The organism is Arthrobacter sp. cf158 (assembly GCF_900106835.1).
Taxonomy (GTDB): Bacteria; Actinomycetota; Actinomycetes; order Actinomycetales; family Micrococcaceae; genus Arthrobacter.
In genome coordinates this window covers 31,600-58,345 of sequence record NZ_FNNR01000011.1, presented here as the reverse complement: position 1 = coordinate 58,345, position 26,746 = coordinate 31,600, and the positions used below count along the sequence as shown (strand labels likewise).

Genomic DNA, 26,746 nt, shown 5'->3' with positions numbered 1-26,746 from the left:
GACCACGATGAAGGCCGGGACGCAATTCGCCATTGCTGTCCCGGCCTTCACTGAAGCTACTTCCTGGCTGCGGCCTTCCTGGCCGGTGCCTTACGGGTGGTGGTCCGCTTGACCGGCCCCTTGGCCCGTTTCTCGGCCAAAAGCTCCACGGCCTGTTCCCGGGTCAGTTCCTCCAACGAGGTGGAACGGGGAACCGTGATGTTGGTGATGCCGTCCGTGATGTAGGGGCCGAAGCGGCCTTCCTTCACCACGATGTTCTTCTCCGAGACAGGGTCCGGACCGAACTCGGCCAACGGCGGAACCGCTGCCCGGGCTCCACGCTGCTTGGGCTGGGAGTAGATCTCCAGAGCCTGTTCCAGGGTGATGGTGAAAATTTCCTCTTCAGACCCAATGGAACGGGAGTCGGTGCCTTTCTTCAGGTACGGACCAAAGCGGCCGTTCTGCACCGTAATGGGATTGCCCTCGGCGTCCTCGCCCAGAACGCGCGGCAAGCTCATCAGCTGGAGTGCTTCATCCAAGGTGACCGAATCCACGGTCATGGACTTGAACAGGGAACCGGTGCGCGGCTTGGCCTTCACCGGCTTCTTGGGGGGCTTGGGCTTGCCGTTCTTGTAATACTCCACCGGCTGGTTGGCCAGCTGTTCCTCGGTCAACTCCGGAATGATCTCCGTGACGTACGCACCGTAGCGGCCATTCTTGGCAACCACAGTGTGTCCGGTGTGGGGATCGGTCCCCAGGACGCGTTCCTCGGGGGCCGCCGTCTCCATGAGCTCGATGGCCTTGGCGGCGGTGAGCTCGTCCGGAGCAAGTTCTTCCGGGACATTGGCACGTGCGGACTCCACCACTTCACCGGTCTTTTCATCCACCGTGGGAATGGAGCTCTCCAGGTACGGACCAAACTTGCCCACACGCAGGGTGATACCTTCGGCGATCGGCACGGAGTTGATCTCGCGGGCGTCAATCTCACCAAGGTTGTTGACGATGCTCAGGAGACCCGGATCAGCATCCTCACCGTAGTAGAAGTGCTTGAGCCAGGCGGCGCCGACGGCTTGGCCGTTGGCGATCTTGTCCAGATCCCCTTCCATGTCAGCGGTGAACTCGTAGTCCACGTAGTCGGTGAAGTGCTGCTCCAGCAAGCGGATGACCGAGAATGCGATCCAGCTGGGAACCAGGGCAGAACCTTGCTTCCGCACGTAGCCGCGGTCCTGGATGGTTGAAATCGTGGAAGCATACGTGGACGGGCGGCCGATGCCACGCTTTTCGAGCTCCGCCGTCAGCGAGGCTTCGGTGTAGCGCGGTGGCGGAGACGTCTCGTGGCCGATGGCAACGATGTCCGAGGCCGTCAAGGAGTCGCCCTTGGCCACGTTCGGCAGCCGGCGTGCTTCATCCGATTCGTCGTCGCCGCGGCTCTCGTCCTTGCCCTCTTCGTAAGCGGCAAGGAAGCCGGGGAATGTGATGACAGTACCGGAGGCCGAGAATTCTGCGTCGCGTCCGTCAGAGGCCACGGCACCGAGGCGGATGGTAGCCGTGGAGCCCTTGGCGTCAGCCATCTGGGAGGCGACGGTCCGCTTCCAGATGAGCTCGTAGAGGCGGAACTCGTCGCCGCTGAGCTGCTTGGCAACCTGCGCCGGTGTGCGGAAAGAGTCACCCGCCGGGCGGATGGCCTCGTGGGCTTCCTGCGCATTAGCGGCCTTGTTGGCGTAGACGCGGGGGCTCTGCGGCACGTACTCGGGACCGTACAGTTCCGCCGCCTGACGGCGTGATGCCGTGAGGGCTTCATCGCTCAATGCCGAGGAGTCCGTACGCATATAAGTGATGTAGCCGTTTTCATACAGGCGCTGGGCTACCTGCATGGTGCTCTTGGAGGAGAACCGCAGCTTGCGGCCGGCCTCCTGCTGCAGCGTTGACGTGGTGAACGGCGCGGCGGGGCGGCGGGTGTACGGCTTGGTGTCTACCGAACGGACACTGAAGTCAGCGTTCTCCAGGCCGGCAGCCAGGGATGTGGCCAGTTCCTCGTTGAGGTGCACCACCGTAGAGGAGGTGAGCTGGCCATTGTCATTGAAGTCCCGGCCGCTGGCCACCTTGGATCCGTCCACGGCAGCGAGCTTGGCTTTGAACGAGCCCGAGTCCGAACCGAACTGGCCGGTCAGGTCCCAGTAGGACGCCGCACGGAAGGCCATGCGCTCACGTTCGCGATCCACCACCATTCGGGTCACCACGGACTGCACGCGGCCCGCAGACAAACCACGGGCAACCTTGCGCCACAGGACCGGGGAGATCTCATAGCCGTAGAGCCGGTCAAGAATACGACGCGTCTCCTGGGCGTCCACCAAGGCGGTATCCACATCGCGCAGGTTGTCCATGGCCCGGTGGATGGCTTCCTTGGTGATTTCACCGAAGGTCATGCGGTAGACCGGAACCTTGGGCTTCAGGACCTCCAGGAGGTGCCACGCGATGGCTTCACCTTCGCGGTCCCCATCGGTTGCGAGGTAGAGCGCGTCAGCGTCTTTCAGCTGGGCCTTGAGCTCGGCAACCTTTTTCTTCTTGTCCGGGGAGACAACGTAGTACGGCTTGAAGTCGTTTTCGATGTCGACGGCGAACTTGCCCAGCGAGGTCTTCTTCAGTTCTGCAGGGAGATCGGACGGCTGCGGGAGGTCCCGGATATGGCCGATTGAAGCCTCGACGATGAAGCCTTCACCAAGGTACTTGGCGATGGTCTTACTCTTGGCGGGAGACTCCACGATCACGAGTTTCTTGCCGGTTTTTGCCTTGCTGGGCACGATGCTCCTACAGAAAAAATGTGTAATTGGGCTGGTGCCCATATTGGCCTAGTTCACCATAGTTTGCAGAATCCTGCGTTGTGGCAGGGAAACCAGGGCGGTCATTCGGAGACCCGGCCGGGGTGTTACTGACCGGGTGCTACGCGGTCGTCCGGGATCATAGACCACAAGGTTGCCACACGTTCAGCACCTTCCGGAATCCGGGTGGGGTCCTCCAGTTCGTACTCCCGCAGAACCTCGCGGATCCTGTCCAAAAGCTCCTTGCGCTGCGGGTTGGTGAGGTACAGCAGGTTGCTTGAGAGGACAACGGCCGCGGCCTCCTCGGCGTTCTCCCCACGTTGACGGCGCTCACCACGCGCCTTGGCGAAGGCAGACGCCCTTCGCCGGAAAGCGTCGAGCTCCAGGTCAACCACGGCAATCTCGGGGCTGGCGACGCTGCCTCCCGAGATGGTGAAGTCCGTTCCGGCAGCCTTCCACCGCCGTTCACGCGCATCCCCGGCGTTTTCGGCCGGGGCCACGATTCCCCATTTCTGCAGGGCGCGGAGGTGATAGCTCATGGCGCTGGGGGTCAGGCCGGTCCTCGCAGCAAGTTCGGTGGCGGTGTGGCTCACCTGGGTGGCGTAAAGCTCAGAGATGACTTCGATGCGCGCAGCGTGCGCCAAGGCACGGATGGCCTTGGGATCGGTGATCTCAACCGTCTTCTCAGCCCGTTTCCGGCGTGGAACGTCGCCTGACGTTTGGGATGTCTCGTTGTTCGCAATCACTTCATCAGTGTAGTCAGGGTCACTTCCAGGAGGACTGGCTTTGGCTCCCGGCCGCAGCGCGTCGCCGCTCATGCGCTGGTGCCTTCAGTATCCGGAAGCAAGAACCCGTCCAGGACCAGGTTGGTGACGTCCCGCAGGATGCCCGCACGGAAAGCGCCTTCATCGAAGTCCTCCCCGCCGCCAAGCAGCGATACCAAGGCTGAGGAGATCTGCCGGACCGACAGCTGCCCATCACATGCTGAGACGAACCCGGCAAGCTCAGTGCTCAGCAGATTGGTCCGGCGAAGGCCGGCACCTTGACGCAAGAGGATCACTCCGGGATGGGCAGCACCGGGCCGCTGGTGCCGTTCCTCAGTGACATCCTCGGCGACAATCAGATGCGCCTGCTCGATCGCAGAGGCCGCCACCCAGTCTGCCCGCCCAACGGAAGCACCCAGGTGCGGGCCGATCGGCTGCTCCATGGGATAGGTGATTTCCTCGAAACGGTTGAGGGTCGCCTGGTGCCCAGGCGCTGGACGACGCAGCCAGATCATTCCGAGACCAATGCCCTCCACGTTCCTCGACGCAAAGTCATCGAGGTAGGCAGCATACGATTCCTTGTACTGCTCACGTTCCCGGTTCTGGGAGGCGTCCTGGAGCCAGGTTTCCGCGTATTGCTCAGGGCCAACCTGCTCCCGCTGAATGAACCAGACATCCAATCCTGAACCTTGCAGCCACGCCATCGGGCGGTCTTTCCAGTCTGTGCCCGCAGCAATCTCCCAGTTGCCCAGCATCTGGGCCGAGCCACCGGGCTCAAGGATGCCGGCCAGGGACTGCACCAGGGAGGCCACGATTTCGTCACCGGGCAAACCGCCGTCGCGGTAGGTGAACTGGTCCGACGACGATTCGCCGCCTCTGCGCGGTGTGATAACGAAAGGCGGGTTGGATACCACCAGGCCGAACCGTTCACCCGCAACAGGGTCCAGGAGCGATCCCAGCCGCAGGCTCACCCGGCTCTCCAGGTTGTGAGGGTCCAGTTCGAGTTGGGCCGCATTCAGCAGCAGGTTAAAACGGGTGAAGGCGAGCGCCCGCTCTGAAATATCCGTAGCCGTGACGTGCTCGCAGTGGTGCAGCAGATGGAATGTCTGGATGCCGCATCCGGTCCCCAGGTCCAGTGCCCGCTTGGAGTGCTGCCTGAACGTTGTTTGGACGAGCGTTGTGGATGCCTGTCCGATGCCCAGGACATGGTCGTGCCGCAGGACTCCGGCCTGCTGGTGGGCCGCGAGGTCACTGGCGACCCAGAGCTCTGCACCGCCGCTGCCATCTGCATTCGCGTCCCAGCCGTAGGGACGCAGGTCCACCTTTGCCCGGACCACGCCGGCGTCTACTGTGACCAGACCCAGTTCCAGGAGTCCCTGTGCTGTGATGCCGGGGAGGGCAGCATCAACATCAGCCTCGGCCTGCGGAACGGCCAGCAGCCAGAGACGGACCACGGAGGCCAGTGCCCGCACGGAAGGATCCCGGGAATCAGTGAACCGCTCACTGGCCAGAAGCGCGGGGATCAGTTGGTCCCTGCCCAGGGCTGCGGAAACGGATTCGCCCAGAAGTTCTGCCACGCCGTCCACAGTGTAGGCAATGGCTCGAAGATCCGCGGCGAGCGCCGAGAGCAGCCCGGGACGGTCGCTGCGGGGAGCATCGTGGGTATCGCCGGCGTTAAACAAGGAAGCAGTGTCAGTCACCTTGCAAGTGTAGGGGCGGCGCGCCTGGGTTGAGCGTCGCCCCGATGCGCTATGTGGACATTGATGGGCCTTTGAACCCGGTAGCGTGGAATCATGCTCAACTTCTCTTCCACAAGGCGCCGTGCGGGCCTTGTTGCCATCGCTGCCGGCGCCCTGCTGGGAGTCAGCGCTTGCCAGGCCCCGGCCAACATCGCCGATGCAGACGTCCCTGCCTGGAAGGAGAAGGTCCTCCCGGCCGCGAGCGGCGTGGTCCTGGAGGATTCCGGCAAGATCCTCAACAGGGATCCCTTGGTCAAGGACTCACCCAGTGTCCCGGCGGGGAGTTACACCCTTACCATGGCGTGCGACGGGGGCGGCAAGGCCTACTTTGCCGTTTCTTCGGGTGGCACCAAGATCACGGACGCGGCTGCGGCATGCAACGGCAGCCTCGATGTGGTGAAGATCAAGGTACCCGGCGCCGGAGCCCTCAGCATCTCCACGAGCAGCGTCGACGCTCCGCTGATCTACGCCTACCACCTCGTTCCCGCAGCAAATTAGGCTCCACCAGCACCATCGGTTCGTAGGCCTTTAGCCGACGGCTGCACGGGCGTAAAGTCAGTGCATGGGCAGCAAGGCAGCTGGCTCGGTGACATCACGGCGGCTGGCGAGAGCCGCCGTCGTACTTCTCATGGTGCTGGGCAGCAGCCTGACGGCATGCGAATACACGTACGACGACGACGGCAGGCCAGGTGCCAGCCCAACCTCCACCGCGGGCAATGTGGTGCTTCCGCCCGATCCCGCGCTGGAGGAGACCGTCACCGGTGAAGCCCTTGAGGAGTGGGCAAAGTCCGCGCTCCCCGAATCCCAGGGGCAGTCGTTCTACTCAAGCAGCGGCTACCTGAACCCTGGGGAGTCAAAGTCGGAGCAAACAGTGCAGCTCCCCGGAGGAACGTACGCAGTGACTCTGGCATGCCGTGGAACACGGCGCGTGACATTCACTGTCAGGGTGGGTGACGTGGACCTCGTTGACCTGACATTGGGCTGCGCCAATGCGCGGGTGAGCGTGGTCCAGCTCGAGAGGGACGCCATATTGTCCATCACCGTGGGGTCACGGTCGGATGCCAACTTTGCCTACCGCGTCAGCAGGCTCTGACGGTTCCTAGGCAGCTTGGCAGCCCCCGGGGCAGCGCAGGGTTTCAGGGCTGGAGGCACACTCGGCGCAATAGAGCGTCAGCGTCCGGCAGCTGAGGTTGGAGCAATTCTCGAACTTGTTGGTGGGTGCAGCGCAACGGACGCATTCGCCGATGGTCTTGGCGTCCTCGCTGAACTCCACGTGCATGCGCTTGTCGAACACATAGAGGGAGCCCTCCCACAGCCCTTTGTCCTTGAAGGTCTCCCCATAGCGGACGATTCCGCCGTCCAGTTGGTAGACCTCTTTGAAGCCCCGGTTGACCATGAGGCTGGACAGCACTTCGCAGCGAATGCCACCGGTGCAGTACGTCACCACGGGCTTGTCCTTGAGGTCGTCGTACTTACCGGAATCGAGTTCCTTGATGAAGTCGTGCGTGGTGTCGACGTCCGGGACGATTGCGTCCTTGAACTTACCGATCTGGGCTTCGAACGCGTTCCGGCCGTCGAAGAACACCACGTCTTCGCCGCTGGTCTTTTTGGCATCCACCAGTGCGTGGAGTTCCTCTGGCTGGAGGTGTTTCCCGCCGCCCACCACGCCGTTCGCGTCCACTTTAAGCTCACCGGGGGCTCCGAAGGACACGATTTCGTCCCGGACCTTAACGCTCAGGCGGGGGAAATCTGCGGCGCCGCCCTCTGACCACTTGAAGTCGATGTCGTGGAAACCCTTGTATTCACGCGTGGTCTTCACGTACTGCTTCATGTTGTTGAGCTCGCCGCCTACTGTGGCGTTGATGCCGTCTTTCGAAATGAGGATCCGGCCGGTGAGGCCCAGTTTTTCGCAGAGGGCACGCTGCCACAGACGCACGGCGTCGGGGTCCGCGATCGGAGTAAAGCCGTAGAAGAGCACAATTCTGTTTAAAGCCACTATTCAAGGGTACTGGGTGCAGTAAAATCGCCTCGCCCGCGGCCGCTCCCTGCTCCTGCGCGGAGCAAAAGTCACAATTCAATATGCAACGATCCTGCGGCTGACATGGCTCTGTTGCTTCAACGGGCGCTGGCATAGTCTCTCTACATGAGTCCAGACGCCTTGGTTGAAGACATTGCGCACCTCTTGGAAGTCTGGGTGGCCGGCTGGTCCGGCTGCCGCGGCTATGAGTCACGCCAAGAGGGACGTTTCCCTGCCGCATTTCGCGCCGACAAAACCGGTGACTGGGAGTATTTCGCCCACGATCCTTCGGATGAAGAGTTCACCGCCCTGGCGGGCAAGACCTCAGAAGCCCCAACCCGGCTACTGACGGTCCTTACCAACGACGTCCAACGGTACAAGTACCTGGCTGAACAACACGGTCTGACCGTGACGTCCGCTTCGCAGACCATGATGATCGTGGACATGGAAACCCAGGATGCCGAGGATCCTTGGCTACCGGACGACGACCTTGAACTTGCTACCTCCGAGTCCAACGGCGTCCACCACGCGGTGGTCCACTCCGGCGAGCAAGTGGCCGCCAGCGGCAGGGTCTTCGTGGTCAACGGCACCGCTGTCTTCGACAAAATCGTCACCGAACCCGATTTCCAGCGCCGCGGGCTGGGCAGTTTCATCATGAAGGCGCTGGCAGCCCAGGCCTATGCGCACGACGTTGAAAACGGCCTCCTTCTGGCCTCCTTGGACGGCCAAAAGCTTTACTCGCATCTTGGCTGGGATGTGGTCTGCCACGTGCTCATGATGTCCGCCAGCGGCACCGAAGGATCAGACCTCTCAGGAGCGTAGCAACGTCCCTTCAGAGGCCGAGCCCGACGGCGGCACCTTGGGGTGCTGCCGTTCGCATGCCCGCACAGTGACAGAATGATTCGGTGGCTGCACCGAATTCGCTGATCTCCCTGCTGGGCCGGACACCGGACCCTGAGCAGCTGCGCCATGTCCACACCATCCCGGCCCGCAAAGCCGTCAACGAGCCATGGCCGCACTGGGTGCACCCGGACATCGTGGACGCCTACGGCACTCTGGGCATCCAGGAACCCTACCGGCACCAGATCCAGGCTGCTGACCTCGCCCACTCCGGACAGCACGTGGTCATCGCCACGGGGACTGCATCCGGGAAGTCGCTGGCCTACCAACTGCCCGCTTTGGATGCGATCCACCGGTCCGAGCTGCGCGTCCTGTCTGATCCCGGCAAGATTCATGACGACGGCGCGGTGACCCTTTACCTCTCCCCCACCAAGGCGCTGGCCGCCGACCAACTCGCGGCCATCCGCGCCCTGAAGTTGCCTACAGTGCGGGCAGAAACATACGACGGCGATACTGACGTTGCGTCGCGCCGGTGGATCCGCGACCATGCCAACTTCATCCTGGCCAACCCGGACATGCTGCACTTCGGAATTCTGCCCAACCACACATGGTGGGCGAGATTTTTCCGGAGGCTGCGCTACGTCATCGTGGACGAGGCGCACAGCTACCGCGGCGTCTTCGGATCGCATGTGGCCAACCTGATGAGGCGCCTCCGCCGCATCTGTGCCTACTACGGTGCAGGAAACTCCTTCCCGGAGCCCATCTTCATCGCCGCATCTGCCACGGCCTCCGATCCCGGGGTTTCCTTTGGCCGGCTCATCGGTGCTCCCGTCAGGGAAGTCTCCGAGGATTGCTCGCCACACGGCTCCACCACGGTGGCGTTTTGGGAACCCGCGCTGACGGATGTAAGGGGCGAGAACGGCGCCAAACAGCGCAGGACCGCCGTGGCCGAAACGGCGGACATCCTTGCCAACCTCGTCTCCTCGCGCGTGCGGACCATCGCGTTCATCAAGTCGCGTCGCGGGGCCGAGTCCATCGCGTCCATCACCAAGAGACTGTTGGACGAGGTGGACCCCAGCCTGCCGGGGCGGGTTGCCGCCTACAGATCCGGCTATTTGCCCGAAGAACGGCGCGCATTGGAACAAGCGCTGAGATCCGGGCAACTCCTGGGTGTCTCCAGCACATCTGCGTTGGAACTTGGCATCGACATTTCGGGGCTCGATGCTGTCCTGGTGGCTGGGTGGCCGGGTACCCGTGCTTCCCTTTTCCAGCAGATTGGCCGTGCGGGGCGCGCCGGGCAGGACGCCATTGCGGCGTTCGTGGCCAGTGACGACCCCTTGGACACCTATCTGGTAAACCATCCCGAAGCCATCTTCGACGTTTCGGTGGAAGCCACCGTCTTTGATCCCGGCAACCCCTATGTGCTTGGTCCGCACTTGTGCGCCGCGGCTGCGGAGCTGCCCATCGGGCCCGGTGAACTCGACCTCTTCGGACCAACATCCGAGGACCTCCTGGATCGCTTGGTAGACCAGGGCTACCTCCGGAAGCGCCCTGCAGGATGGTTTTGGACCCATCCGGAAAGCGCCGCCGGCATGGTGAACCTCCGTGCGGACGGCGGCGGACCGGTCAGCATTGTGGACGCAGAGACCGGATCCCTCCTGGGAACCATGGACTCGCCACAAACGCACTACCAAGCCCACACAGGTGCCATTTACGTCCATCAGGGCGAAAGCTACCTGGTAGAGGACCTCAATGAGGCCGACCACTGTGTGATGGTGCGCCGGGTGAATCCGGATTTCTACACCACTGCGCGGGACGTGACGCAGATCGAAGTCCTCGAAACATCCCGCTCGGTCCAATGGGGCGACGTAACTGTCCATTTCGGCGACGTCAAGGTCACAACTCAAGTTGTCTCCTTCCAGCGCAAGGCGTTGATTTCCAACGAGATCCTCGGCGAGGAGCCCCTGGAGCTCGGGGCCCGGGATCTGTTCACCAAGGCAGTCTGGTTTGTGGTGGACAACCGCTCACTGCATGGGGCCGGCTTGGTGGAAGCGGAGTTCCCCGGAGCGCTGCACGCCGCAGAACATGCAGCCATTGGGCTCCTTCCTTTGGTGGCATCAAGTGATCGTTGGGACATTGGCGGCGTCTCCACCGCCCTGCATGCCGACACCGGGGTGCCCACGATTTTCGTATACGACGGGCATCCCGGCGGCGCGGGATTTGCTGAGCGGGGATTCGAAAAAGCGAAGATCTGGCTGACTGCCACCCGTGATGCCATCAAGGCATGTGAGTGTGACAACGGCTGCCCATCCTGTGTTCAGTCCCCCAAATGCGGCAACAAGAACAACCCCCTGGACAAGGCAGCCGCCATCACTCTCCTGGGCGTCCTGCTGAAGGACGCCACCTAGTCCCGTTGGGCTGAGATCGCAGGACGCAGCCTGGCCGGGAAGGGCGTTGACAGCCTACGGCGGAGGCCCCGCCCTTGCCCTGCCTGTGGCCGGTCCCCAGTCGAAACGATGCTCCAACCCGGTTGCCACCTCCACCACGCCCCCGCCCAGCACAGTGCACGATGTCAGTTTGGCGCTATGCCGCACAGCGACGCCGGAAGCAACTTCACATGGCTCGCCCGGGGTGAGTCCCCGGGCAGCGTCCGCGGCGGCAAGAGCTGCGAGGTCAGCCGCCGAGGACGCCCGGGACGCCATCACCACCGCCTGTGCCAGAAGGAGCACGGCCACCAGGAGAAGCGCCACCACTGCACCGAGCGCCAATCCCAGTACCGTGCCCGAGCCGCGCTCACCATGGGACACCGATGCACGTGTCACGGGAGACCTGACTCTGCCCGGGCGGACGCCGATGCCGTCAGCGTCCACGGGATCAGGGATCCCAGTGCGCCGCCGACCGGAGCGGACGCTGTGACCGTGAGCCACTGGCCATCGTTGATCACCGACGAACGGACACCATCCCCGGCAAGCCGCCTGACGATTCCTTCCACGGAACCGGCGGCCTCACCTCTTGCCGACGCCCTCGCCCCCGCCCTGGCTGCTTCCTCCAGCCGCAATTGGGTGATGCCCGCAGCGCCACCTGCCAGCAGGAAGGCCAGGAGCAGCATCACGGCCGGCAAGGCGACGGCAAATTCGGCAGTAACAGCACCCCGATCCTGCTTCCTGCGGGATGCTCCCCCGCCGGCAGGCAGCACGCACGTCATGGCAAGGACAGTGCCGTGCGGATCAGGTTGAGCAGGAAGCCACGAACCTCCTCGCTCCGAAGGATGACCACCAGAAGGCCTGCGAGTCCTACGGCAGCAAGGGTAGCGATGGCGTACTCGGCCGTAGCCATGCCCACTTCCGAACCCATCAGCCCGGCCTTTGTCCGTGTCATCGTCCAGAAGCCATCGTCCTCGAGCGAACCGCCTTCGAGCGGACCGTCTTCGAGCAGATAGTCTTCGAGCGCATCGTCGTTGAGCAGACTGTCTCCGAGCGGACCCTCCTCGAGTCGTCCGTCCTCGAACTCTGCCAGCTCGTCGAAGCCGAGGACGAACCGTTCAAATTCGTCCTCAACGTCGAATCGCTCAAGGTCATTATGTTCGAGCTCGTACTCGGATGGCTCGTCACGCTGGGTGGTCTCCGGTTCTCCGGAGGGAGCCACCTGTATTCCCGCGCGGGCCGGCCGGTCCTGGGGCAGCTCGCTCAGTAGGCCAGGGAGAGGAGTGGACAGTGTTTTCACGGTGGGCTTCCTTTCATGTATGCCAGCTCGATCCGCCGGCTGATTCGACTCTTCCGTGCCTCACGGCGTCCCGTAAGAAGGAGATTCCTGCAAGTGGATAACCCAGCAGGTGTGCCCGATGTGGAGGGTAAGTGGGGAGCCGCAGCCGCTCAACCCGAGGGCAGCATCGCGATCAGAACGGGGACGATGCCCAGACAGATGAAGGCAGGCAACGAGCACAATCCCAAGGGCACGACGAGCTTCACGCCCAAGGCAGCAGCCCGTTTCTCTGCCGCCCGAAACTGTTCCCGCCGTTCCCGGGCAGCCTGTGCGTAAAGGATGGAAGCCGACGGTGCACCGGTCAGCGCTGCGAATGCCAAAGCCTCCTTCACACGGATTACCTCCGGCGTGTGCTTTACCGGGCTCCGCCACGCCGTGTCCCAGTCGGCGCCCATGGCTAGCGCAGCCACAACAGGCCTCAATGATCGGCTGATGGGCGGCGAGGCACACCCGGCAATGAGCTCCAGAGCCCTCCCTATGCCCGCACCGGCATCGAGCATCGAAGCAACCAGCTCCAGCATCATCGCCGTATCGCGAAGGCCATCTGCCACTCCGGCGCCATCTTCCCCGGCGGGATTGTCCGATGCACCCGGTCTTCCGCCAGGGGCGGAGTCTGCCAGCGGCGAGGTCCCCCCGCCCGCAAACAACTGTGCCCTCATAGTTCTCACCCGCACGGGCGCGGCAAAACAAACGAACGCTGCCATTGCCATCAGCGCCATCATCAACAGGACCGGCGCTCCGGGCATCAGTAACCTCCGGCTGCGGACGTAACCAGCCGCGAAGACCACACCCTGCCCGCCACTGTCAGAAGGAGTCCGGCCGCGAACGTCGCAATGCCCACAATGTTCTCCAGCAGGATCCCCAACGGGTCAACGCCCAAGGCCATCCCGAGTACCAATCCGAACACCGGGAGCCACGACAACAGCCGGACAGTCGCCTTGGGCCCGGCCAGCGCAGTCTGCCGTGCGGCCTCGGCATCCTCCTCGGCTTCCAGCTGGGCTGCAAAGCGCGCCAGCAACCCGGCGAGCGGGCAGCCGCTGCATTCCGCTACCTCCAGGCATGCTGCCATTTCCATCCACACCCGGCGTTCAGAACTCCCGCGCCGGGGATACACGCGTGCCGCCGCGCCGCGGATCGCTTGAGCCGGAGAATTGCCCACCGTGGATGCTGCACGCGCAGCATCCAACACCATGAGGGACTCGCGCGAGAGCACGGCTGTGCCCTGCTCCGGCGTTGGATCCCGGCCGGTATCAACCGTTGACCGGGCACCGTGCACCAGCCACAGTTCCTCCCACAACCTGGAAGCTCCCCGGCCACCACGCAGAAGGGCTGCGAGCTGCTGCACCAACACCACCAGGGACAGAGGTTCAGCCCGGGATCGCGGCTGTAATCGGAACCGGAAACCAGTACGGGCAACGCTGCGGCCGCGTTCCTCGGCAGGAACCCCCAAGCTCCTGCGTACCCTTCGGCCATCCGCACGGAGTCCCCTGAGCTGGAGCCACGCAGCAATGGCCGTGACAAGGATCAGGATTCCAATCATCAGCCGTGTCCGATGCGCGCTGGACCTTGGTCCGGGGACGGGACAGCAGCAGGTACCGCCCCCGGCGAAGCCCATCCGTTCCCGACATCCGGCGCCATGGACAGACGTTCCGACAGTTCCGACCATCCCGGTCCCGGCACCATTCCCGAGCGGCCCAGGCTCAGGGCAGGCACCACCTGTTGGCCGTCAGTGGTGTCCTTCAGCAGGCCAATGGAAGCAACCTTGCGTCCGGCCTGCGTTCGGTCGACGTGAATCACCACATCCAAAGCACTGGAGACCTGCAAACGCACAGCTTCGGCGTTCAAACCTGCGAGCGCGCCGAGGGCAACCAATCGTGCCGGAACGGCCTGGGCCGTGTTGGCATGGATAGTGCCGCCACCTCCCGTGTGCCCTGTGTTGAGTGCAGTCAACAGCTCCCGGACTTCAGCGCCCCGGCATTCTCCGACAATCAGCCTGTCGGGCCGCATGCGCAAGGCCTGGCGGACCAGTTCGCCCAGATCGAGAGCGCCACCGCCTTCCAGATTCCCGTGACGCGATTCGAGTGTCACCACGTGGGGATGGACCGGGTTGAGCTCTGCGGCGTCCTCGATCAATACCAATCGCTCCTTCGGATGGCTCAGACCCAACATGGTGGACAAGAGGGTGGTCTTCCCGGAGCCGGTGGCACCACTGATGAGGAAACTGAGCTTGTGGGCCATGATGGTGCGAAGAACCACCTCAACCTGCTCGGAAAACATGCCGCGTTCCCTCAACTCCGCCAAAGTGAACACCTTTTCGCGACGGATTCGGATCGATAGGAGCGTTCCGGCTGTCGAAATCGGGGCCAGCACGGCATGCACCCTGTAGCCGCCTTTGAGCCGAACATCGACGCAGGGCGAGCCGTCGTCCAGGCGGCGGCCCCCGGCTGAAACCAGCCGGGCGGCAAGCTGCCTGATCTGCTGCTCAGAATCGAAATGCACTGAGGATCGTTCCAAACCGCGCCCACGGTCGAACCACACGGAATCCGGTCCGTTGACAAAGATGTCCGTGACGGCGGGATCGTGGGCGAGTTGCTGCAGCTGTCCCAGCCCGTTCAGTTCGGCGTTGATGGATTCAGCGGCTTCCAAGGCTCCGGCTGTGCCCAGCAACCTCCCGCTTGCCTGCACGGCCGCAGCCACAGTGGAAGGTGTCACGGAGCCGTTGCCGGCGAGCACTGATTCCCGCACAGTCTCCAGAAGAAGTGAGTCCAACTTCCGTCCCTGTCTTCGGCGTGGTCCCTCGGCGAAACGGCTCATTGGGCAGCACCGTTCATTTCCAACACAGCATTGGCAAAGCGGCTGACGGACTTTATGCGGCCAAGTTCAAGCAAACGCCCCAACTCCGTCCCGGCCGCCACACCCTTGATCTCGGGAATCAGTCCTGCCAGCGGAAGGTCCAACGACTCCGCAATCAGGGCAGCGTCAACGGAGGTAGTACTGCTTCCGCGAACCATAAGGCGAACATCCACGGGCGGAAGCTCGTTCAGGACGCGACCCGCCGCCACGGCCGATGCGAGGTGTGCCGTGGCGAGCAGCAGCATCCTGTCGCAATCCCAGGCAAGTGTCCTGATTGCTTCGCCGCTGCGCCCGATGTCCACGAGGATCAATTCGAAGCCCCGGCGGGCGGCGTCCATGACAGCGGCCACAGCACCCGCGTCGGGACTTTGGACCGGTTCCCGTGTTCCCGGCCATGACAAGTAGGCAAATCCGCCGGCCATAGGCAGGGAGTCCCTGAACTGGCTTGGATCGATGCTTCCGCGGGTTTCGGAAAAGTCCGGCCATCTGAGGCCGGGGATGTCATCAGCGGTGACGGCCAGTTCAAGGCCGCCGCCCCAGCGATCGCCGTCGATGAGCATGGTGCTGATGCCCTGCTCGGCGGCAGCCTGGGCAAGCCAGATGGCAGTGGTGGTGACTCCTGCTCCGCCACAGCCGCCGACGACGCCCACCACCATTCCTCCAGGGTCCGGCGAGCCGGACATGCTGAGGTGCTCAGCCAACCAGGCCGCGGCCTCCGGAAGGACCGCAACCCTTTCAGCACCCAAGGCAGTGGCCAGCCGCCACAACCCGTCCCCGTCGGATGCACGGCCCAGCAGGACCGTGGGCGCTCTTCTCCGAGGCGGCAATTCGCGGATGTCGCTGCCCACCAATACAACGGCTGCGCTGTCCCACCCGTGGATGGCCGCTGACACATCCACAGCCGTTCTGAGGTTTCCACCTGCTGCCGCGACGATGCGTTGTGCTTCCTCTTGAAGGTAGGGATCTGCCGAAACCAGGAGTATCCCGGCGGCATCCTGTGGCAGCCACGGGCCGTCCATGCCTGTCTCCCTTGCCTGGCCGCTGGGTTGCCTGTGCCGACGATTTCGCATGCTCATGTCACCCACAGTTGCTGAGCACTCGAGGCAAAATAAGGGCCTGCTGTCCGTATGTGCACAACGGGGCGCTTATAGGCCCTGTGGAGGACAGGTCACTTGCCACCCGAACGCACATTGTCCCTCCGAACACAGGGCAGAATGGAGTCCATGTATTTGCTGCTTGCCGCCCACCCGAAAGGCGCAGCCATACAAAGGATCTCCCCTACCGGAAAGGCCACCGCTGACGCGCGCCTGGTCACCCGCGGTGAGCTGCCCGACGTCGTGCGTGAATTCGAAGCCCAGCGGCCCCGCTGGGTGTGGCATCGAGCCCAGGACTGGTATCCGGAACTGCTGACCCACGGCATCGAGCTGGAGCGTTGCCACGACCTCGCTCTGTGCGGTGCCATCCTGGCGCACTCGGAGTTCACCGCGCACACTGACTATGCCAAGCACGCAGTGAAGCTCACCCAGGACGACGACGCGGCACCGCCCCGGGTCCTCCAGCCCCCGCCGCCACCAGCGGACCAAGGCGCCCTCTTCGAGGACCTGACCCCGTCAAACACCAACGCCGGGCTGGCAGAGCTGAAAGAGGAATTTGCAGCCCAACAGCACGCGGTGGTCCAGGTTCCACTGGACGGGCAGCGTAGACAACGCCTTCAACTACTCCTGGCCGCGGAATCAGCGTGCGCAATCATCGCCGTCGAGATGCAACACGCCGGCGTCCCGTGGCGCGAAGAGCTGCATCAGGCGATCCTTGCAGACGTCCTGGGACCCCGGCCCCCGCTGGGGCGCCGTCCCCCTGCCTTGGAGGCTCTCTGCACCGAACTCCGCGACATCCTGAACTCCCCCAGCCTGAACCCGGACTCCCCACAGGACCTCATGCGGGCCCTGCACCGGAACGGCATCGAGGTGAAAAGTACCCGTCAATGGGAGCTCCAGGAATCCAAGCACCCGGCCATCCAACCCCTGTTGGCCTACAAGAAGCTTTCCCGCCTGCACACCGCCAACGGCTGGGCGTGGCTGGACGCGTGGGTCCGGGAGGGGCGGTTCCACCCGGAGTATGTGGTGGGCGGCGTGGTCTCCGGCCGTTGGGCTTCCCGTGGCGGCGGCGCACTCCAGATTCCCCGCAACATCCGCGCGGCTGTCCACGCCGATCCGGGACACAAACTCATTGTCGCCGATGCCTCACAATTGGAGCCCAGGGTCCTGGTGGCCTTGGCCCAGGACACCAAGATGGCAGAGGCCGCTCGTGACAAGGACCTCTACGCAGGCATCGCAGCCCAAGGATTCGGCGGAGACAGGGCAAAGGCGAAGATCGCCTTGCTGGGGGCCATTTACGGCGCCACAACGGGTGAATCGGGCAGGTTGATGCCCCAGCTCACAAGGACTTATCCACGCGCGGTGGGTTTCGTGGAGCAGGCAGCCCGTGAGGGTGAAGCCGGCCGAACGGTGACAACCCGACTCGGGAGAAGCAGCCCGCCGCCGTCTGCCGGTTGGCTGCGCAGCCAACAGTCCACCACCGCCGAGGAACAGCGCCGGGCCGACAACCTGGCGCGGTCCCGTGGACGCTTCACCCGCAACTTCGTGGTTCAGGGCTCGGCAGCGGAATGGGCGGCGTGCTGGCTGGCCGAATTACGACGCCGACTGCGCACCTTGCGTGCCGAAGGGTCGCCGGCCGGGGAGCTCGTCTTCTTCCTGCACGACGAAGTGATGGTCCATGCCCCCGACGACGCCGTGGGCGCCTGTATCCAGGCCATTGAAGACTCTGCGGCTTCAGCGAAAGAACTCATGTTCGGGCGGATACCGGTGGAGTTTCCGGTGAGCGTGGCCGTCGTCGACTCTTATGACAAGGCGAAATAGCAGCAAAACTGCGGACTATCCAGTCATATCTCGCCATATGAGCCGGAATGACCCGTCCGTGACAAGTACCCCCTGGTAACTTTGGTTCGCCCTCGGTTCTGGATACTTTCACTGTGTGGATTGTTTGCCGGTCCGCACTTGTGTGCAAGGAAGCATCAAAAATAGGGGGCAGCGATGGCTGGCAGGTTCGAAATTCTGAAAGACAACGAAGAAACATACAGGTTCCGGCTCACCGCGGCGGACGGAACCGTCGTGGCGGAATCACCCGCATTCGCACACCTCGAAGGTGTTATTGCCGGTATCAACGCCGTGCGGGAGAACGCTGCGACAGGACTGATCGTGGACCGTTCGACGGCGGTACGCAAGGCCGCGTGAACCTCACCTGGCCTGCCGGCGCCCCTTTTCTGAGGTCGACTGAAGGTCGACGTCCTGCAGCTTGTCCCGGTTCCAGGGAACCGTCCATCCGAGTTCGTCAAAGAGACCGCTGAGGACCATCCCGGTAAAGCCCCACACCAGCACGCCATTCACGGTGAAGCCAGGGCTGGAGTAGGTGCGCCCAAAGCGCGAAATGGTGGCGGTGACGCGGTTGACCGGATCGAGGAGGTCGCGCACGGGAACCCGGAAAACCTGGGCAGATTCGGCATAATCCACCACCCGGACCGGCGACGGCGAATCCCACCAGGCCAACACGGGCGTCACCCGGAAATTGCTGCGGATGAGGCCAAGCTCCGGTATGGATCCAAGAACCCGGACGCCGGCTGCGTCCAGCCCGGTCTCTTCCACTGCCTCACGCAACGCAGCTGCCACAACGGATTCGTCTTCCGGGTCCACGCTACCGCCCGGGAAAGCCACCTGCCCCGGATGGTCATCAAGGGTGTGCGCCCGTTCAAGCAACAGGACATCAAGATCGGCAGGAGCGATGGGTCGGCCCGACTCGGCAGGAATATTGTCCAGCACACCAAAGAGCATCAGGACAGCGGCCGCCCTGTTGGTTTCCGGGCTGACGGGGAGTTGGGCCCACAGGGCCGAGTGCTGCTGTTCGCCGGCCTCGAAACGGGTAACCAGTGCGGACAACTCCTCAAGCGCGGTCACCCGGGCCTCCTTTGCGATTCCATCCGGATCTCCGCGGCCCGATGCGTCTCGGCCAATAACTTCTCCAGCAATGCCTCATTGCCGGGGGCGAGCTCGTACTTCAGCAGCTTGGCTGCCTTGACGGGATCCGTCTCGCCGTCGCCGTAACTGGGGCAAAGGCTCGCAACCGGGCACGCACCACAGGCCGGCTTCCGGGAGTGGCAAACCCTGCGTCCATGAAACACCACGCGGTGGGAAAGCATGGTCCAGTCCCTCGGTTCGAACAGTTCCGCAACATCGAACTCGATCTTCACGGGATCATCCGAAGCCGTCCACCCGAAGCGCCGGGCCAGCCGTCCGAAGTGGGTGTCCACGGTAATGCCGGGAACACCGAACGCGTTTCCCAGGACTACATTGGCGGTCTTGCGACCGACGCCCGGGAGCGTCACCAGGTCCTCGAGCCGTCCTGGGACCTCGCCGTCGTACTCATCCACCAGCCGGGTGCTGAGGGCCAACACGTTCCTGGCCTTGGCCCGGAAAAAGCCCGTGGGCTGGAGAATGGCCTCAAGCTCCACGGGGTCTGCCTCAGCCAACGACCGCGCATCCGGATAGCGGGCGAAGAGGATCTTGGTGACCTGGTTGACCAGTACATCCGTGGTCTGCGCAGAGAGCACCGTGGCCACCACAAGCTCAAACGGGTTCCGGAAATCCAACTCGGCGTGCGCATACGGATACTTCTCCGCAAGAACCCTGTTGATCTTGCGGGCCCGGCGTTTGAGTGCGAGCAACGAACCAGCTTCAGCGATGGCCACGATGTCCCTGCTTAGCCGCGTTCGATGTTGCTGAGCTCCCGGAGGACCCCAACCTTGCCGTCAGTATCCTGGACCAGGAATTCGTGTCCACGGTCCTCCAAAGCGAGCACCCAACCGCCGGGTTCGATGGTGAAGGACGGAGCGCCGGTTTGTTCGTCGTAGGCAGTCCGGGGCTGGGCGACGGCGAACCAGAACGCCTCATACGCCGGTGCATCGGATTCGTCCGGCCGGCTGGCGGGGTCCACGGTGGCTCCGATGGAATCGCTCACCTTGCGGGTGTCACCAGAAACAATGGGCGTGGCCATGGTGGCAGCCCACGGCTGCTGGGCGGCCGGTTGCTGCGCTGCAGGCTGCTGCGCGGCCGGTTCCTTGGGAGCCTGGGTTGAGTGCTGCGTAGTGGCAGGCCCGGCAGCCGCGGCCGGGGATTTTTCAGCATCCGCGCTCTTCACCGGTTCCTCCTTCCGGGGTGCAACCGGAGCAGCTGTAGCCGCAGTTGCGGGGACACCGGATTGAGCCTGCTTGGTGTCAGGTGAACCCACGACGGCGGGTGCCTGGGGTGCCTGCGGCGGCGTGGTTCCGTAAGAGGCTGGCGGGGCAAAGGGGCTTGAACCGGTAGAAGCACCGGACGGCACTCCGGTAACCGAAGAGGAAGAAGCAGCAGGGCCTGCCGGTGCCTGATAACCGGCAGCGGATCCTTGGAAGCCAGGGGTGGAATCAGCGGCACCAGCTTTAGGTGCTTTCGGAGCCTTGGGCGCCTTGGGAGCGGCTGGCTTGCGGCTGGGGACTGCGGCTTCGCGGGCCACAACGTGGGCCGGCGTTTCAGCACGCCCCTTGAAGTCGGCGGAGAGCCATGGAAGATGCGGTGCCAGCACCGTCGCGGCCAAGAGGCCCACAGAGCCGAGCAACCCCAACAGCACGCCGCCATTGAACGAGTTGGCGATGGTGAGGAAGAACAAGGGGAAGGCGAAAGACGCCGTCACGGACGCGAATTGGTCAACGGACAGAGAACCTATCCTGACGATGGTGCCGGGCTGCAACCGGCGGGCAACGAAGAGCGCCACCACAACCACCGGCAGGATGATGCCCAGAAGGAGGAAGAACAGGCTTCCGAGATTCCAGAGGTTGTAGCGTTCCCCGAACATCGGCAGCAGGGACGCGATGAACATCAGGAGCGTGGAACCAAAGACCGTGAGGTCCCGGATGGTGAAAGGCCCCGCAACGGCGTCGTACTTGGCGGCATCGTGTGCACTGGTGGCGTTCTTCCCGGAAGTACCGGAAGTGTTCGGCGCATTACCCGCCGTGGTGCCACCGTCGTGAGGGGTGGCCGTGCCAGCCGTGGTGTCCGGTCCCGTCGGTTGTGAGTCGTGCGGGCCTGGGCTCAGCTGGTTCATCTATTTCTCCTTCGTACGGCGGCGCCTTGGACAGTCCGGACCGGTGATCACCGCAGGATTCCGCGGAGTACCGGACACACCTGACGATGCGTCCCAAGACTTATTCAGCCTATGCCACCCCACTGACAGGGTTCTAGCTGAAAACGGCCATACGGCTTCGCCCACAGCAAACTCCAAGGTCCCTTACAGAAAGGGGCCAAGGGGATGCGGACCATCGGCGGCAAGTGAAGGGCCGTCGTCGTCGTCATGTAAGCGGTTCCCCACCACCCAAACCGCCATTCGGCGCTAAATCCGCGCCGCTCACTGCCGCATTTGTGACCACGCACACGTAGGACCTCTCAAAGCGATAGTGTTGATGGCGGACAGCACTCTGCGGACCTCCAGCTGGTCCCGCTCGACGCTCGAAGAAGGCGTGAGGGGTGGACCTGATGGCAGGATCCGCGCAGCAAAGATCGATGAATGATGAGGTTCACCATGTCCCAGGACACCACCGGATCCACGGCCACCGCTGCAGCTTCAACGGCTCACAACGGTCAGGCACCACACGTCGAGGCGCTTGAAAACCTCCTCCACGAGAACCGTAAGTTCGCGCCCTCGGCAGAGTTTGCCGCCGGCGCCGTGACCAGTGCGGACGCCTATCAAGAGGCAGAAGCGGACCGTCCCGCATTCTGGGCCAAGCAGGCCCGTGAACTGCTCACCTGGGACAAGGACTTCACCGAAGCCCTTGATTGGTCCAACCCGCCGTTCGCCAAGTGGTTCGTGGGCGGCGAGGTCAACGCTGCGTACAACGCCCTGGACCGCCACGTGGAGAACGGCCTGGGCGATCGCGTCGCCATCTACTTCGAGGGCGAGCCCGGCGACACGCGCACCTACACGTACGCGCAGCTGACCGAAGAGGTCAAGAAGGCCGCGAACGCCTTCGAGTCACTCGGTGTAGCCAAGGGCGACCGCGTGGCCGTGTACCTGCCCATGATCCCTGAGGCCGTCATCACGCTCCTTGCCTGCGCCCGGATCGGGGCCGTGCACTCGGTGGTGTTCGGCGGCTTCTCCGCCGACGCCCTGCGCTCCCGGATTGAGGACGCAGAAGCCAAGCTCGTGGTCACCGCCGACGGCACCTACCGCCGTGGCAAGCCCAGCGCCCTGAAGCCGGCGGTGGACGAAGCCCTGAGCAACGAGGGTCACACCGTCCAGAACGTGGTGGTGGTCAAGCGCAACGGCGAGGACGTCAACTGGGTGGAAGGCCGCGACCTTTGGTGGAGCGACACTGTAGACAAGGCAGATACCGAGCACACCGCCGTCGGGCATGACTCCGAGCACCCGCTGTTCATCCTCTACACCTCCGGCACCACCGGGAAGCCCAAGGGAATTCTGCACACCACCGGCGGCTACCTCACCCAGGGCGCTTACACGCACAAGGCCGTGTTCGACCTCCACCCCGAAACGGACGTGTACTGGTGCACCGCCGACGTCGGATGGGTCACCGGCCACTCCTACGTCGCGTACGCGCCGCTCATCAACGGCGCCACCCAGGTCATGTACGAAGGCACCCCGGACTCCCCGCACCAGGGCCGCTGGTGGGAAATTGTGGAGAAGTACAAGGTCTCCATCCTCTACACCGCCCCCACCGCGATCCGGACGTTCATGAAGTGGGGCCGGGACATCCCGGACAAGTACGATCTTTCCTCCATCCGTGTGCTCGGCTCGGTGGGCGAATCCATCAACCCCGAAGCGTGGATGTGGTACCGCGACGTCATCGGCGCCAATGCCGGCAAGAACGGCGAAAAGAAGGAACACCCCGCACCGATCGTGGACACCTGGTGGCAGACCGAAACCGGTGCCCAGATGATCGCCCCACTGCCGGGTGTCACCTCCACCAAGCCCGGCTCCGCCCAGGTCCCGCTGCCCGGCATCGCCGTGGACGTCGTGGACGAGGCCGGCGAGTCCGTCGCCAACGGCGAAGGCGGCTACCTGGTGGTCCGCGAACCCTGGCCCTCCATGCTCCGCGGCATCTGGGGCGACCCGGAACGCTTCAAGGACACCTACTGGTCCCGTTTTGAGGCCATGTACTTTGCCGGCGACGGCGCCAAGAAAGACGAGGACGGCGACGTCTGGCTCCTGGGCCGCGTGGACGACGTCATGAACGTCTCCGGACACCGCCTTTCCACCACGGAAATCGAATCCGCCCTCGTCAGCCACCCGTCCGTCGCTGAAGCCGCGGTGGTGGGCGCCGCTGACGACACCACCGGCCAGGCGATCGTCGCCTTCGTGATCCTCCGCGGCGACGCCGTGAACAACGGCGACGAAACCGTCCTGGAACTGCGCAACCACGTGGGCAAGGAAATCGGACCGATCGCCAAGCCCAAGCAGCTGCTGATCGTGCCGGAACTTCCCAAAACCCGGTCCGGCAAGATCGTCCGACGCCTCCTCAAGGACATCGCCGAGGGCCGCGACACTGGCGACGCCACCACCCTGGCCGACCCCGGCATCATGCAGCAGATCGCGGATTCCCTCCGCAAGTAAGCAATTCCCGACGGCGCCGCTCACCTCCCGAGGCGAGCGGCGTCGTCGTGCGTTTAATCGGTTGCATGACGTCCACGTGACGCACGGGTGACGCCGCCGCGCTTGGCCTGCCGCGCTCCGTAAGCCTCCAGCCCTAGACTGGAGCCAGACTCAGCCCCATGTTTGACGAGGTTCCCCAGAAAGGCCCTGATGCTTCAGGCAGCACGCCACTCCGCCATCATCGACGCAGTCCAGCGCGAACGCGTGGTGCGGGTCTCGGACCTCGCGCAACTGCTGGGAGTCTCGCCCATGACCGTGCGCCGCGACATCGAAGCGCTCGAGGAAGCCGGCCGTGTTGAGCGCATTCACGGCGGAGCCAAGATTCCCGGCGATGCGAGCACCCACGAGCCCGGTTTCGAACTCAAGTCGACACAGCTGCCCGCGGAGAAGCACGCCATCGCGGTGGAAGCCGCGTCCTTGGTCCAGGAAGGCATGGCGATCGGACTCGGTGCCGGCACCACCACCTGGGCTTTGGCGAAGGAACTCGTCAACGGGCCGCGCATCACCGTGGTCACCAACTCGGTGCGCATCGCAGACCTGTTCCATCACGGCGCCTCTTCCGGCCCGGCACGCTTCGGGTCCACTGTGATCCTGATCGGCGGCGAGCGGACACCGTCGGACGCCCTCGTAGGCCCCATAGCCACGTCCTCGCTGAAACAGCTCCACCTGGACGTCCTGTTCCTGGGTGTCCATGGCATGGATGCCCACGCCGGGTTCACCACCCCGAACCTGCTGGAAGCCGAAACCAACCGCGCTTTCATGACGTCCGCCCGGAGCACAGTGATCCTGGCTGACCACAGCAAGTGGGGAGTGGTGGGAATCGCCTCGATCGCGCAGCTGGAAGAGGCCGACGAACTCATCACGGATTCGCTCCTGGGTGAGGATGCCCGCCGCGTGCTGGCCGAGAATGTTGCCAAGCTGAGGATCGCGGAGGCGTAAACTCTCATACCTTGGGTGGAGCCCGGTCCGCAGAGTTCAACCAGCGGACTGACGCCGCGGCAGGGGCGGTTTGGGGATGCTGGATATATGAACGCCATCCTCCACGCCCAGCAGCTCACCAAGCACTATCCAGGCAGCATTGCCCTGGATCACGTCGACTTCCTGGCCAGCGCCGGCGAATCCATTGCGATCGTCGGCCCATCAGGTTCCGGTAAGACCACCCTCTTGCACTGCCTCGCCGGAATTTTGAGGCCCGACGCCGGTACCGTCACCTTGAACACTCCCTCGTCGCCTCTGCGGCTGGACACCTTGGGAGATGCTGCGCTGTCCCGGCTGCGGCGTGAGGAATTCGGCTTCGTCTTCCAGCAGGGCATGCTGCTGCCCGAACTTACGGCAGTGGAGAACGTTGCTTTGGCGCTCATGCTGAACGGCACAGACCGGGCCACTTCGGAGTCCAGGGCAGCGGAGTGGCTTGGGGCCCTCGGCTTGGCCGGGATGGAACAACGGCGGCTGGGAGAACTGTCCGGGGGGCAGGTCCAGCGCGTCGCCATCGCCCGCGCCCAAGTCACCGGGGCCCGCGTGGTTTTCGCCGACGAGCCCACGGGTGCCTTGGATTCGGCCACCTCCAACGAAGTCTTGGACGTGCTGCTTCGCTCTGTGGCCGCAAATGGCAGGACGCTTCTGGTGGTCACCCATGATCCCAACGTCGCAGCCCGCTGCCAACGCGTCGTGGAACTGCGTGACGGCCGGATCGTAGCGGACAACGGCAGCGCAGTTGGCTCTCCTGTTCGGCCCGCTCCCGCCACCAACTTCAAGGGTGCCTTCAATGTCTAGTCTCTCCATGGCCCTTCGCCTCACCCCCTACCTGGCACGAAGCAACGGGAGCAGCTTTCGCGAAACCGGTCTTCGGGACGCCGGGTTGCCCATCCTGGCTTTCGGGACGGTCACCGCGCTGCTGCTCACGGTGGCTGGTGGGTCGCAGGTGTTTTGGTCCTGGTCTGACGACATCGCAGGCACTTACCAAGCCTTGGCCGTCGTCGCGATGGTCCTGCTGATCATCCCGCTGCTGACGCTTGGTGCCTCGGCCGCCCGGCTCGCGGCCCGCCGTCGTGATGACCGTTTGGCGTCCTTGCGCCTGCTGGGTGCCAACAGCGCGACAGTCGTCTGGATGACCGTCATTGAATCCACCGTTCTGGCGGCCGTCGGTGCGGTGGCAGGCGCGGGACTTTACGCCTGCGCAGCGCCGTTCCTGGGGCTCATCCAGTTCCGGGGCCAGGCGATAGGGAGCCACGCGTGGTTGTCCGTGCCCTCCATCCTCGGCTGCGTGCTGGCCGTCTGTGTCCTTGCTGCGGCGAGTGCCGCGCTGGGGCTTCGCAAGGTTGTGGTCACCCCGCTGGGCGTCAGAACCAGGCAAGCGGCCGACGGCGCTCACTGGGTTCGCGGACTCATCGCGGCTGTGGTGGTGGTCATCGGAGTGGTGGCGATGGGGATGCTCAGCAGCTTTGGGGCGTTCATTGTGATCATCGCCGTGATGGGCGGTTGCTTCGGGCTTGCTCTGCTGGCGTTGAACCTCATGGGTCCTTGGATCCTGCGGTTGCGGGCGTCCTCGCAGCTCAAGCGGGCCAGGAAACCCGAGCAACTGCTGGCAGCACGGACAGTACTGGAGAGTCCCAAGGAATCGTGGCGGCAAGTTGGGGGCGTCGCGATGACCAGCTTCGTGGGAGTCTTCGTTGGGGTGGGCATGGCAGTGGCCGACACCATGGGTGGCAGCGCCGGGGATGAGACCGCGCTGCTGGTCCGGGACATCAACACCGGTGTGATGATCACGCTGCTTGGCTCGTTCCTGATGGTGGCGTGTTCGGCAGGGGTGAACCAAGCCGCGGCCGTGCTGGACCGCGCTTCAATGCTGGTGGCGTTGGACCGGGTTGGAATGCCCCGCAAACTGATGGTGGCGGCGAGGGTCAAGGCCGTAATGTCGCCGCTCTTCCTGGTGGCTGGAATCTCGGCGGCGGCAGCTGCTGTGCTGGTCCTCCCGCTGACTGGTGCCGTGCTGTTGACCCGGCCCATAGTGTTCCTGACTATCGGCGCAGTGTTCGCGGCAGGCTTCCTGTTGGTCCGGCTGGCCGTCGCTGCGGGCACCGCACAGATTGGCCAGGTGCTCGCCAGGCCGGAGCGCTACGCCAGCATGGACTCGTAACCCTCCCGCCCAACGCTCTCTCACCAAACGACCCCTCCCGCCCAACGCTCTCTCACCGGCCGGGAGAAGGGTGAGAGAGCGTCACCCCA

The 26,746-nt window shown here is 64.0% G+C and carries 23 protein-coding genes and 1 pseudogene; 10 read left to right on the top strand and 14 right to left on the bottom strand.

From position 1 onward, the window contains the following. Positions 1-56: 56 nt before the first annotated feature. The 3 genes from topA to BLW08_RS19880 all read right to left on the bottom strand — a co-directional run bounded on the left by topA (position 57) and on the right by BLW08_RS19880 (position 5,262). Positions 57-2,780: a type I DNA topoisomerase gene (gene topA, locus BLW08_RS19890; protein WP_090816717.1), complete on the bottom strand. Its 2,724-nt coding sequence runs from the start codon at positions 2,778-2,780 to the stop codon at positions 57-59. Between the two features lie 125 nt (positions 2,781-2,905). Continuing rightward, the gene (locus tag BLW08_RS19885; protein ID WP_091327506.1) at positions 2,906-3,616 is read right to left on the bottom strand and encodes an ArsR/SmtB family transcription factor; all 711 of its coding nucleotides are present in this window, start codon (positions 3,614-3,616) and stop codon (positions 2,906-2,908) included. After that, positions 3,613-5,262: a DUF7059 domain-containing protein gene (locus BLW08_RS19880; RefSeq protein ID WP_091327504.1), complete on the bottom strand. Its 1,650-nt coding sequence runs from the start codon at positions 5,260-5,262 to the stop codon at positions 3,613-3,615. Before BLW08_RS19880 ends, BLW08_RS19885 begins: the two co-directional genes overlap by 4 nt. Before the next feature lie 93 nt (positions 5,263-5,355). On the opposite strand from BLW08_RS19880, the gene BLW08_RS19875 reads away from it, so the two are divergent. Both BLW08_RS19875 and BLW08_RS19870 read left to right on the top strand, forming a co-directional pair. Continuing rightward, complete coding sequence (locus BLW08_RS19875; protein WP_090816708.1) at positions 5,356-5,799, top strand: hypothetical protein; 444 nt, start codon at positions 5,356-5,358, stop codon at positions 5,797-5,799. A 64-nt stretch (positions 5,800-5,863) separates the two neighbouring features. Next, positions 5,864-6,394: a hypothetical protein gene (locus BLW08_RS19870; protein ID WP_091327502.1), complete on the top strand. Its 531-nt coding sequence runs from the start codon at positions 5,864-5,866 to the stop codon at positions 6,392-6,394. A gap of 6 nt (positions 6,395-6,400) precedes the next feature. On the opposite strand, the gene BLW08_RS19865 is transcribed toward BLW08_RS19870, so the two are convergent. Beyond that, on the bottom strand, positions 6,401-7,297 hold the full coding sequence (locus BLW08_RS19865) for an oxygen-dependent tRNA uridine(34) hydroxylase TrhO (protein ID WP_090816702.1): 897 nt from the start codon (positions 7,295-7,297) through the stop codon (positions 6,401-6,403). 147 nt (positions 7,298-7,444) lie between these two features. Here BLW08_RS19865 and BLW08_RS19860 point away from each other — a divergent pair, with 147 nt between their 5' ends. Then, positions 7,445-8,140 carry a GNAT family N-acetyltransferase gene (locus BLW08_RS19860; RefSeq protein WP_090816699.1) on the top strand — a complete coding sequence of 232 codons (696 nt, stop codon included), beginning with the start codon at positions 7,445-7,447 and terminating at the stop codon, positions 8,138-8,140. Between the two features lie 83 nt (positions 8,141-8,223). Next, entirely contained in the window at positions 8,224-10,566 is a 2,343-nt protein-coding gene (locus tag BLW08_RS19855) for a DEAD/DEAH box helicase (RefSeq protein WP_091327500.1), read from the top strand. Between the two features lie 54 nt (positions 10,567-10,620). On the opposite strand, the gene BLW08_RS19850 is transcribed toward BLW08_RS19855, so the two are convergent. The 7 genes and pseudogenes from BLW08_RS19850 to ssd form a co-directional block, all read right to left on the bottom strand. Further along, positions 10,621-10,980 carry an Rv3654c family TadE-like protein gene (locus BLW08_RS19850; RefSeq protein WP_090816693.1) on the bottom strand — a complete coding sequence of 120 codons (360 nt, stop codon included), beginning with the start codon at positions 10,978-10,980 and terminating at the stop codon, positions 10,621-10,623. Continuing rightward, positions 10,977-11,363 (bottom strand): TadE family type IV pilus minor pilin, encoded by a 387-nt coding sequence (locus tag BLW08_RS19845; RefSeq protein ID WP_091327497.1) that lies wholly within the window; start codon positions 11,361-11,363, stop codon positions 10,977-10,979. The genes BLW08_RS19850 and BLW08_RS19845 overlap by 4 nt, the downstream gene beginning before the upstream one ends. Continuing rightward, positions 11,360-11,515: pseudogene (locus BLW08_RS24205) on the bottom strand (DUF4244 domain-containing protein); the annotation flags it as partial. The pseudogene BLW08_RS24205 and the gene BLW08_RS19845, both read right to left, overlap by 4 nt. A gap of 515 nt (positions 11,516-12,030) precedes the next feature. Further along, positions 12,031-12,666: a type II secretion system F family protein gene (locus BLW08_RS19835; RefSeq protein WP_091327493.1), complete on the bottom strand. Its 636-nt coding sequence runs from the start codon at positions 12,664-12,666 to the stop codon at positions 12,031-12,033. Then, the gene (locus BLW08_RS19830; RefSeq protein WP_175538775.1) at positions 12,666-13,460 is read right to left on the bottom strand and encodes a hypothetical protein; all 795 of its coding nucleotides are present in this window, start codon (positions 13,458-13,460) and stop codon (positions 12,666-12,668) included. Before BLW08_RS19830 ends, BLW08_RS19835 begins: the two co-directional genes overlap by 1 nt. Further along, positions 13,460-14,734: a TadA family conjugal transfer-associated ATPase gene (locus tag BLW08_RS19825; protein WP_091327491.1), complete on the bottom strand. Its 1,275-nt coding sequence runs from the start codon at positions 14,732-14,734 to the stop codon at positions 13,460-13,462. The genes BLW08_RS19830 and BLW08_RS19825 overlap by 1 nt, the downstream gene beginning before the upstream one ends. Then, positions 14,731-15,792 carry a septum site-determining protein Ssd gene (ssd, locus tag BLW08_RS19820; protein ID WP_091327489.1) on the bottom strand — a complete coding sequence of 354 codons (1,062 nt, stop codon included), beginning with the start codon at positions 15,790-15,792 and terminating at the stop codon, positions 14,731-14,733. Before ssd ends, BLW08_RS19825 begins: the two co-directional genes overlap by 4 nt. 204 nt (positions 15,793-15,996) lie before the next feature. On the opposite strand from ssd, the gene BLW08_RS19815 reads away from it, so the two are divergent. Further along, positions 15,997-17,688 (top strand): bifunctional 3'-5' exonuclease/DNA polymerase, encoded by a 1,692-nt coding sequence (locus BLW08_RS19815; protein ID WP_090816675.1) that lies wholly within the window; start codon positions 15,997-15,999, stop codon positions 17,686-17,688. A 174-nt stretch (positions 17,689-17,862) separates the two neighbouring features. Continuing rightward, on the top strand, positions 17,863-18,063 hold the full coding sequence (locus tag BLW08_RS19810; RefSeq protein ID WP_091327487.1) for a YegP family protein: 201 nt from the start codon (positions 17,863-17,865) through the stop codon (positions 18,061-18,063). Positions 18,064-18,066: 3 nt separating this feature from the next. Here the strand turns inward: BLW08_RS19810 and BLW08_RS19805 are convergent, their stop codons facing one another. From BLW08_RS19805 to BLW08_RS19795, 3 genes are read right to left on the bottom strand one after another with little or no spacing between them, the layout of a single operon-like run. Continuing rightward, positions 18,067-18,780, bottom strand: coding sequence for an NUDIX hydrolase (locus BLW08_RS19805; RefSeq protein WP_091327484.1), 714 nt, complete (start codon positions 18,778-18,780; stop codon positions 18,067-18,069). Further along, entirely contained in the window at positions 18,777-19,571 is a 795-nt protein-coding gene (gene nth, locus BLW08_RS19800) for an endonuclease III (protein WP_090816666.1), read from the bottom strand. The genes BLW08_RS19805 and nth overlap by 4 nt, the downstream gene beginning before the upstream one ends. 11 nt (positions 19,572-19,582) lie before the next feature. Continuing rightward, a complete protein-coding gene (locus BLW08_RS19795) occupies positions 19,583-20,962 on the bottom strand; it encodes a hypothetical protein (RefSeq protein ID WP_091327483.1) in 1,380 nt (459 codons plus the stop codon). Positions 20,963-21,436: 474 nt separating this feature from the next. Here BLW08_RS19795 and acs point away from each other — a divergent pair, with 474 nt between their 5' ends. The 4 genes from acs to BLW08_RS19775 all read left to right on the top strand — a co-directional run bounded on the left by acs (position 21,437) and on the right by BLW08_RS19775 (position 26,657). Beyond that, positions 21,437-23,482, top strand: coding sequence for an acetate--CoA ligase (gene acs, locus BLW08_RS19790; RefSeq protein WP_091327641.1), 2,046 nt, complete (start codon positions 21,437-21,439; stop codon positions 23,480-23,482). A 189-nt stretch (positions 23,483-23,671) separates the two neighbouring features. Next, a complete protein-coding gene (locus tag BLW08_RS19785) occupies positions 23,672-24,460 on the top strand; it encodes a DeoR/GlpR family DNA-binding transcription regulator (protein WP_090816660.1) in 789 nt (262 codons plus the stop codon). Positions 24,461-24,547: 87 nt separating this feature from the next. After that, the gene (locus BLW08_RS19780; protein WP_090816657.1) at positions 24,548-25,294 is read left to right on the top strand and encodes an ABC transporter ATP-binding protein; all 747 of its coding nucleotides are present in this window, start codon (positions 24,548-24,550) and stop codon (positions 25,292-25,294) included. Further along, entirely contained in the window at positions 25,287-26,657 is a 1,371-nt protein-coding gene (locus BLW08_RS19775; protein ID WP_254779984.1) for an FtsX-like permease family protein, read from the top strand. The genes BLW08_RS19780 and BLW08_RS19775 overlap by 8 nt, the downstream gene beginning before the upstream one ends. Positions 26,658-26,746 lie beyond the last annotated feature (89 nt).

What these genes read in the sequence shown, in the direction of transcription:
- BLW08_RS19785 (WP_090816660.1), top strand. Translation starts at nt 23,672, where the DNA reads ATGCTTCAGGCAGCACGCCACTCCGCCATCATCGACGCAGTCCAGCGC.
- BLW08_RS19835 (WP_091327493.1), bottom strand. Translation starts at nt 12,666, where the DNA reads ATGCCCGGAGCGCCGGTCCTGTTGATGATGGCGCTGATGGCAATGGCA.
- acs (WP_091327641.1), top strand. Translation starts at nt 21,437, where the DNA reads ATGTCCCAGGACACCACCGGATCCACGGCCACCGCTGCAGCTTCAACG.
- ssd (WP_091327489.1), bottom strand. Translation starts at nt 15,792, where the DNA reads ATGGACGGCCCGTGGCTGCCACAGGATGCCGCCGGGATACTCCTGGTT.
- BLW08_RS19825 (WP_091327491.1), bottom strand. Translation starts at nt 14,734, where the DNA reads ATGAGCCGTTTCGCCGAGGGACCACGCCGAAGACAGGGACGGAAGTTG.
- BLW08_RS19875 (WP_090816708.1), top strand. Translation starts at nt 5,356, where the DNA reads ATGCTCAACTTCTCTTCCACAAGGCGCCGTGCGGGCCTTGTTGCCATC.
- BLW08_RS19810 (WP_091327487.1), top strand. Translation starts at nt 17,863, where the DNA reads ATGGCTGGCAGGTTCGAAATTCTGAAAGACAACGAAGAAACATACAGG.
- BLW08_RS19795 (WP_091327483.1), bottom strand. Translation starts at nt 20,962, where the DNA reads ATGAACCAGCTGAGCCCAGGCCCGCACGACTCACAACCGACGGGACCG.
- BLW08_RS19885 (WP_091327506.1), bottom strand. Translation starts at nt 3,616, where the DNA reads ATGAGCGGCGACGCGCTGCGGCCGGGAGCCAAAGCCAGTCCTCCTGGA.
- BLW08_RS19830 (WP_175538775.1), bottom strand. Translation starts at nt 13,460, where the DNA reads ATGATTGGAATCCTGATCCTTGTCACGGCCATTGCTGCGTGGCTCCAG.
- BLW08_RS19775 (WP_254779984.1), top strand. Translation starts at nt 25,287, where the DNA reads ATGTCTAGTCTCTCCATGGCCCTTCGCCTCACCCCCTACCTGGCACGA.
- BLW08_RS19860 (WP_090816699.1), top strand. Translation starts at nt 7,445, where the DNA reads ATGAGTCCAGACGCCTTGGTTGAAGACATTGCGCACCTCTTGGAAGTC.
- BLW08_RS19780 (WP_090816657.1), top strand. Translation starts at nt 24,548, where the DNA reads ATGAACGCCATCCTCCACGCCCAGCAGCTCACCAAGCACTATCCAGGC.
- BLW08_RS19815 (WP_090816675.1), top strand. Translation starts at nt 15,997, where the DNA reads ATGTATTTGCTGCTTGCCGCCCACCCGAAAGGCGCAGCCATACAAAGG.
- BLW08_RS19870 (WP_091327502.1), top strand. Translation starts at nt 5,864, where the DNA reads ATGGGCAGCAAGGCAGCTGGCTCGGTGACATCACGGCGGCTGGCGAGA.
- BLW08_RS19845 (WP_091327497.1), bottom strand. Translation starts at nt 11,363, where the DNA reads ATGACGTGCGTGCTGCCTGCCGGCGGGGGAGCATCCCGCAGGAAGCAG.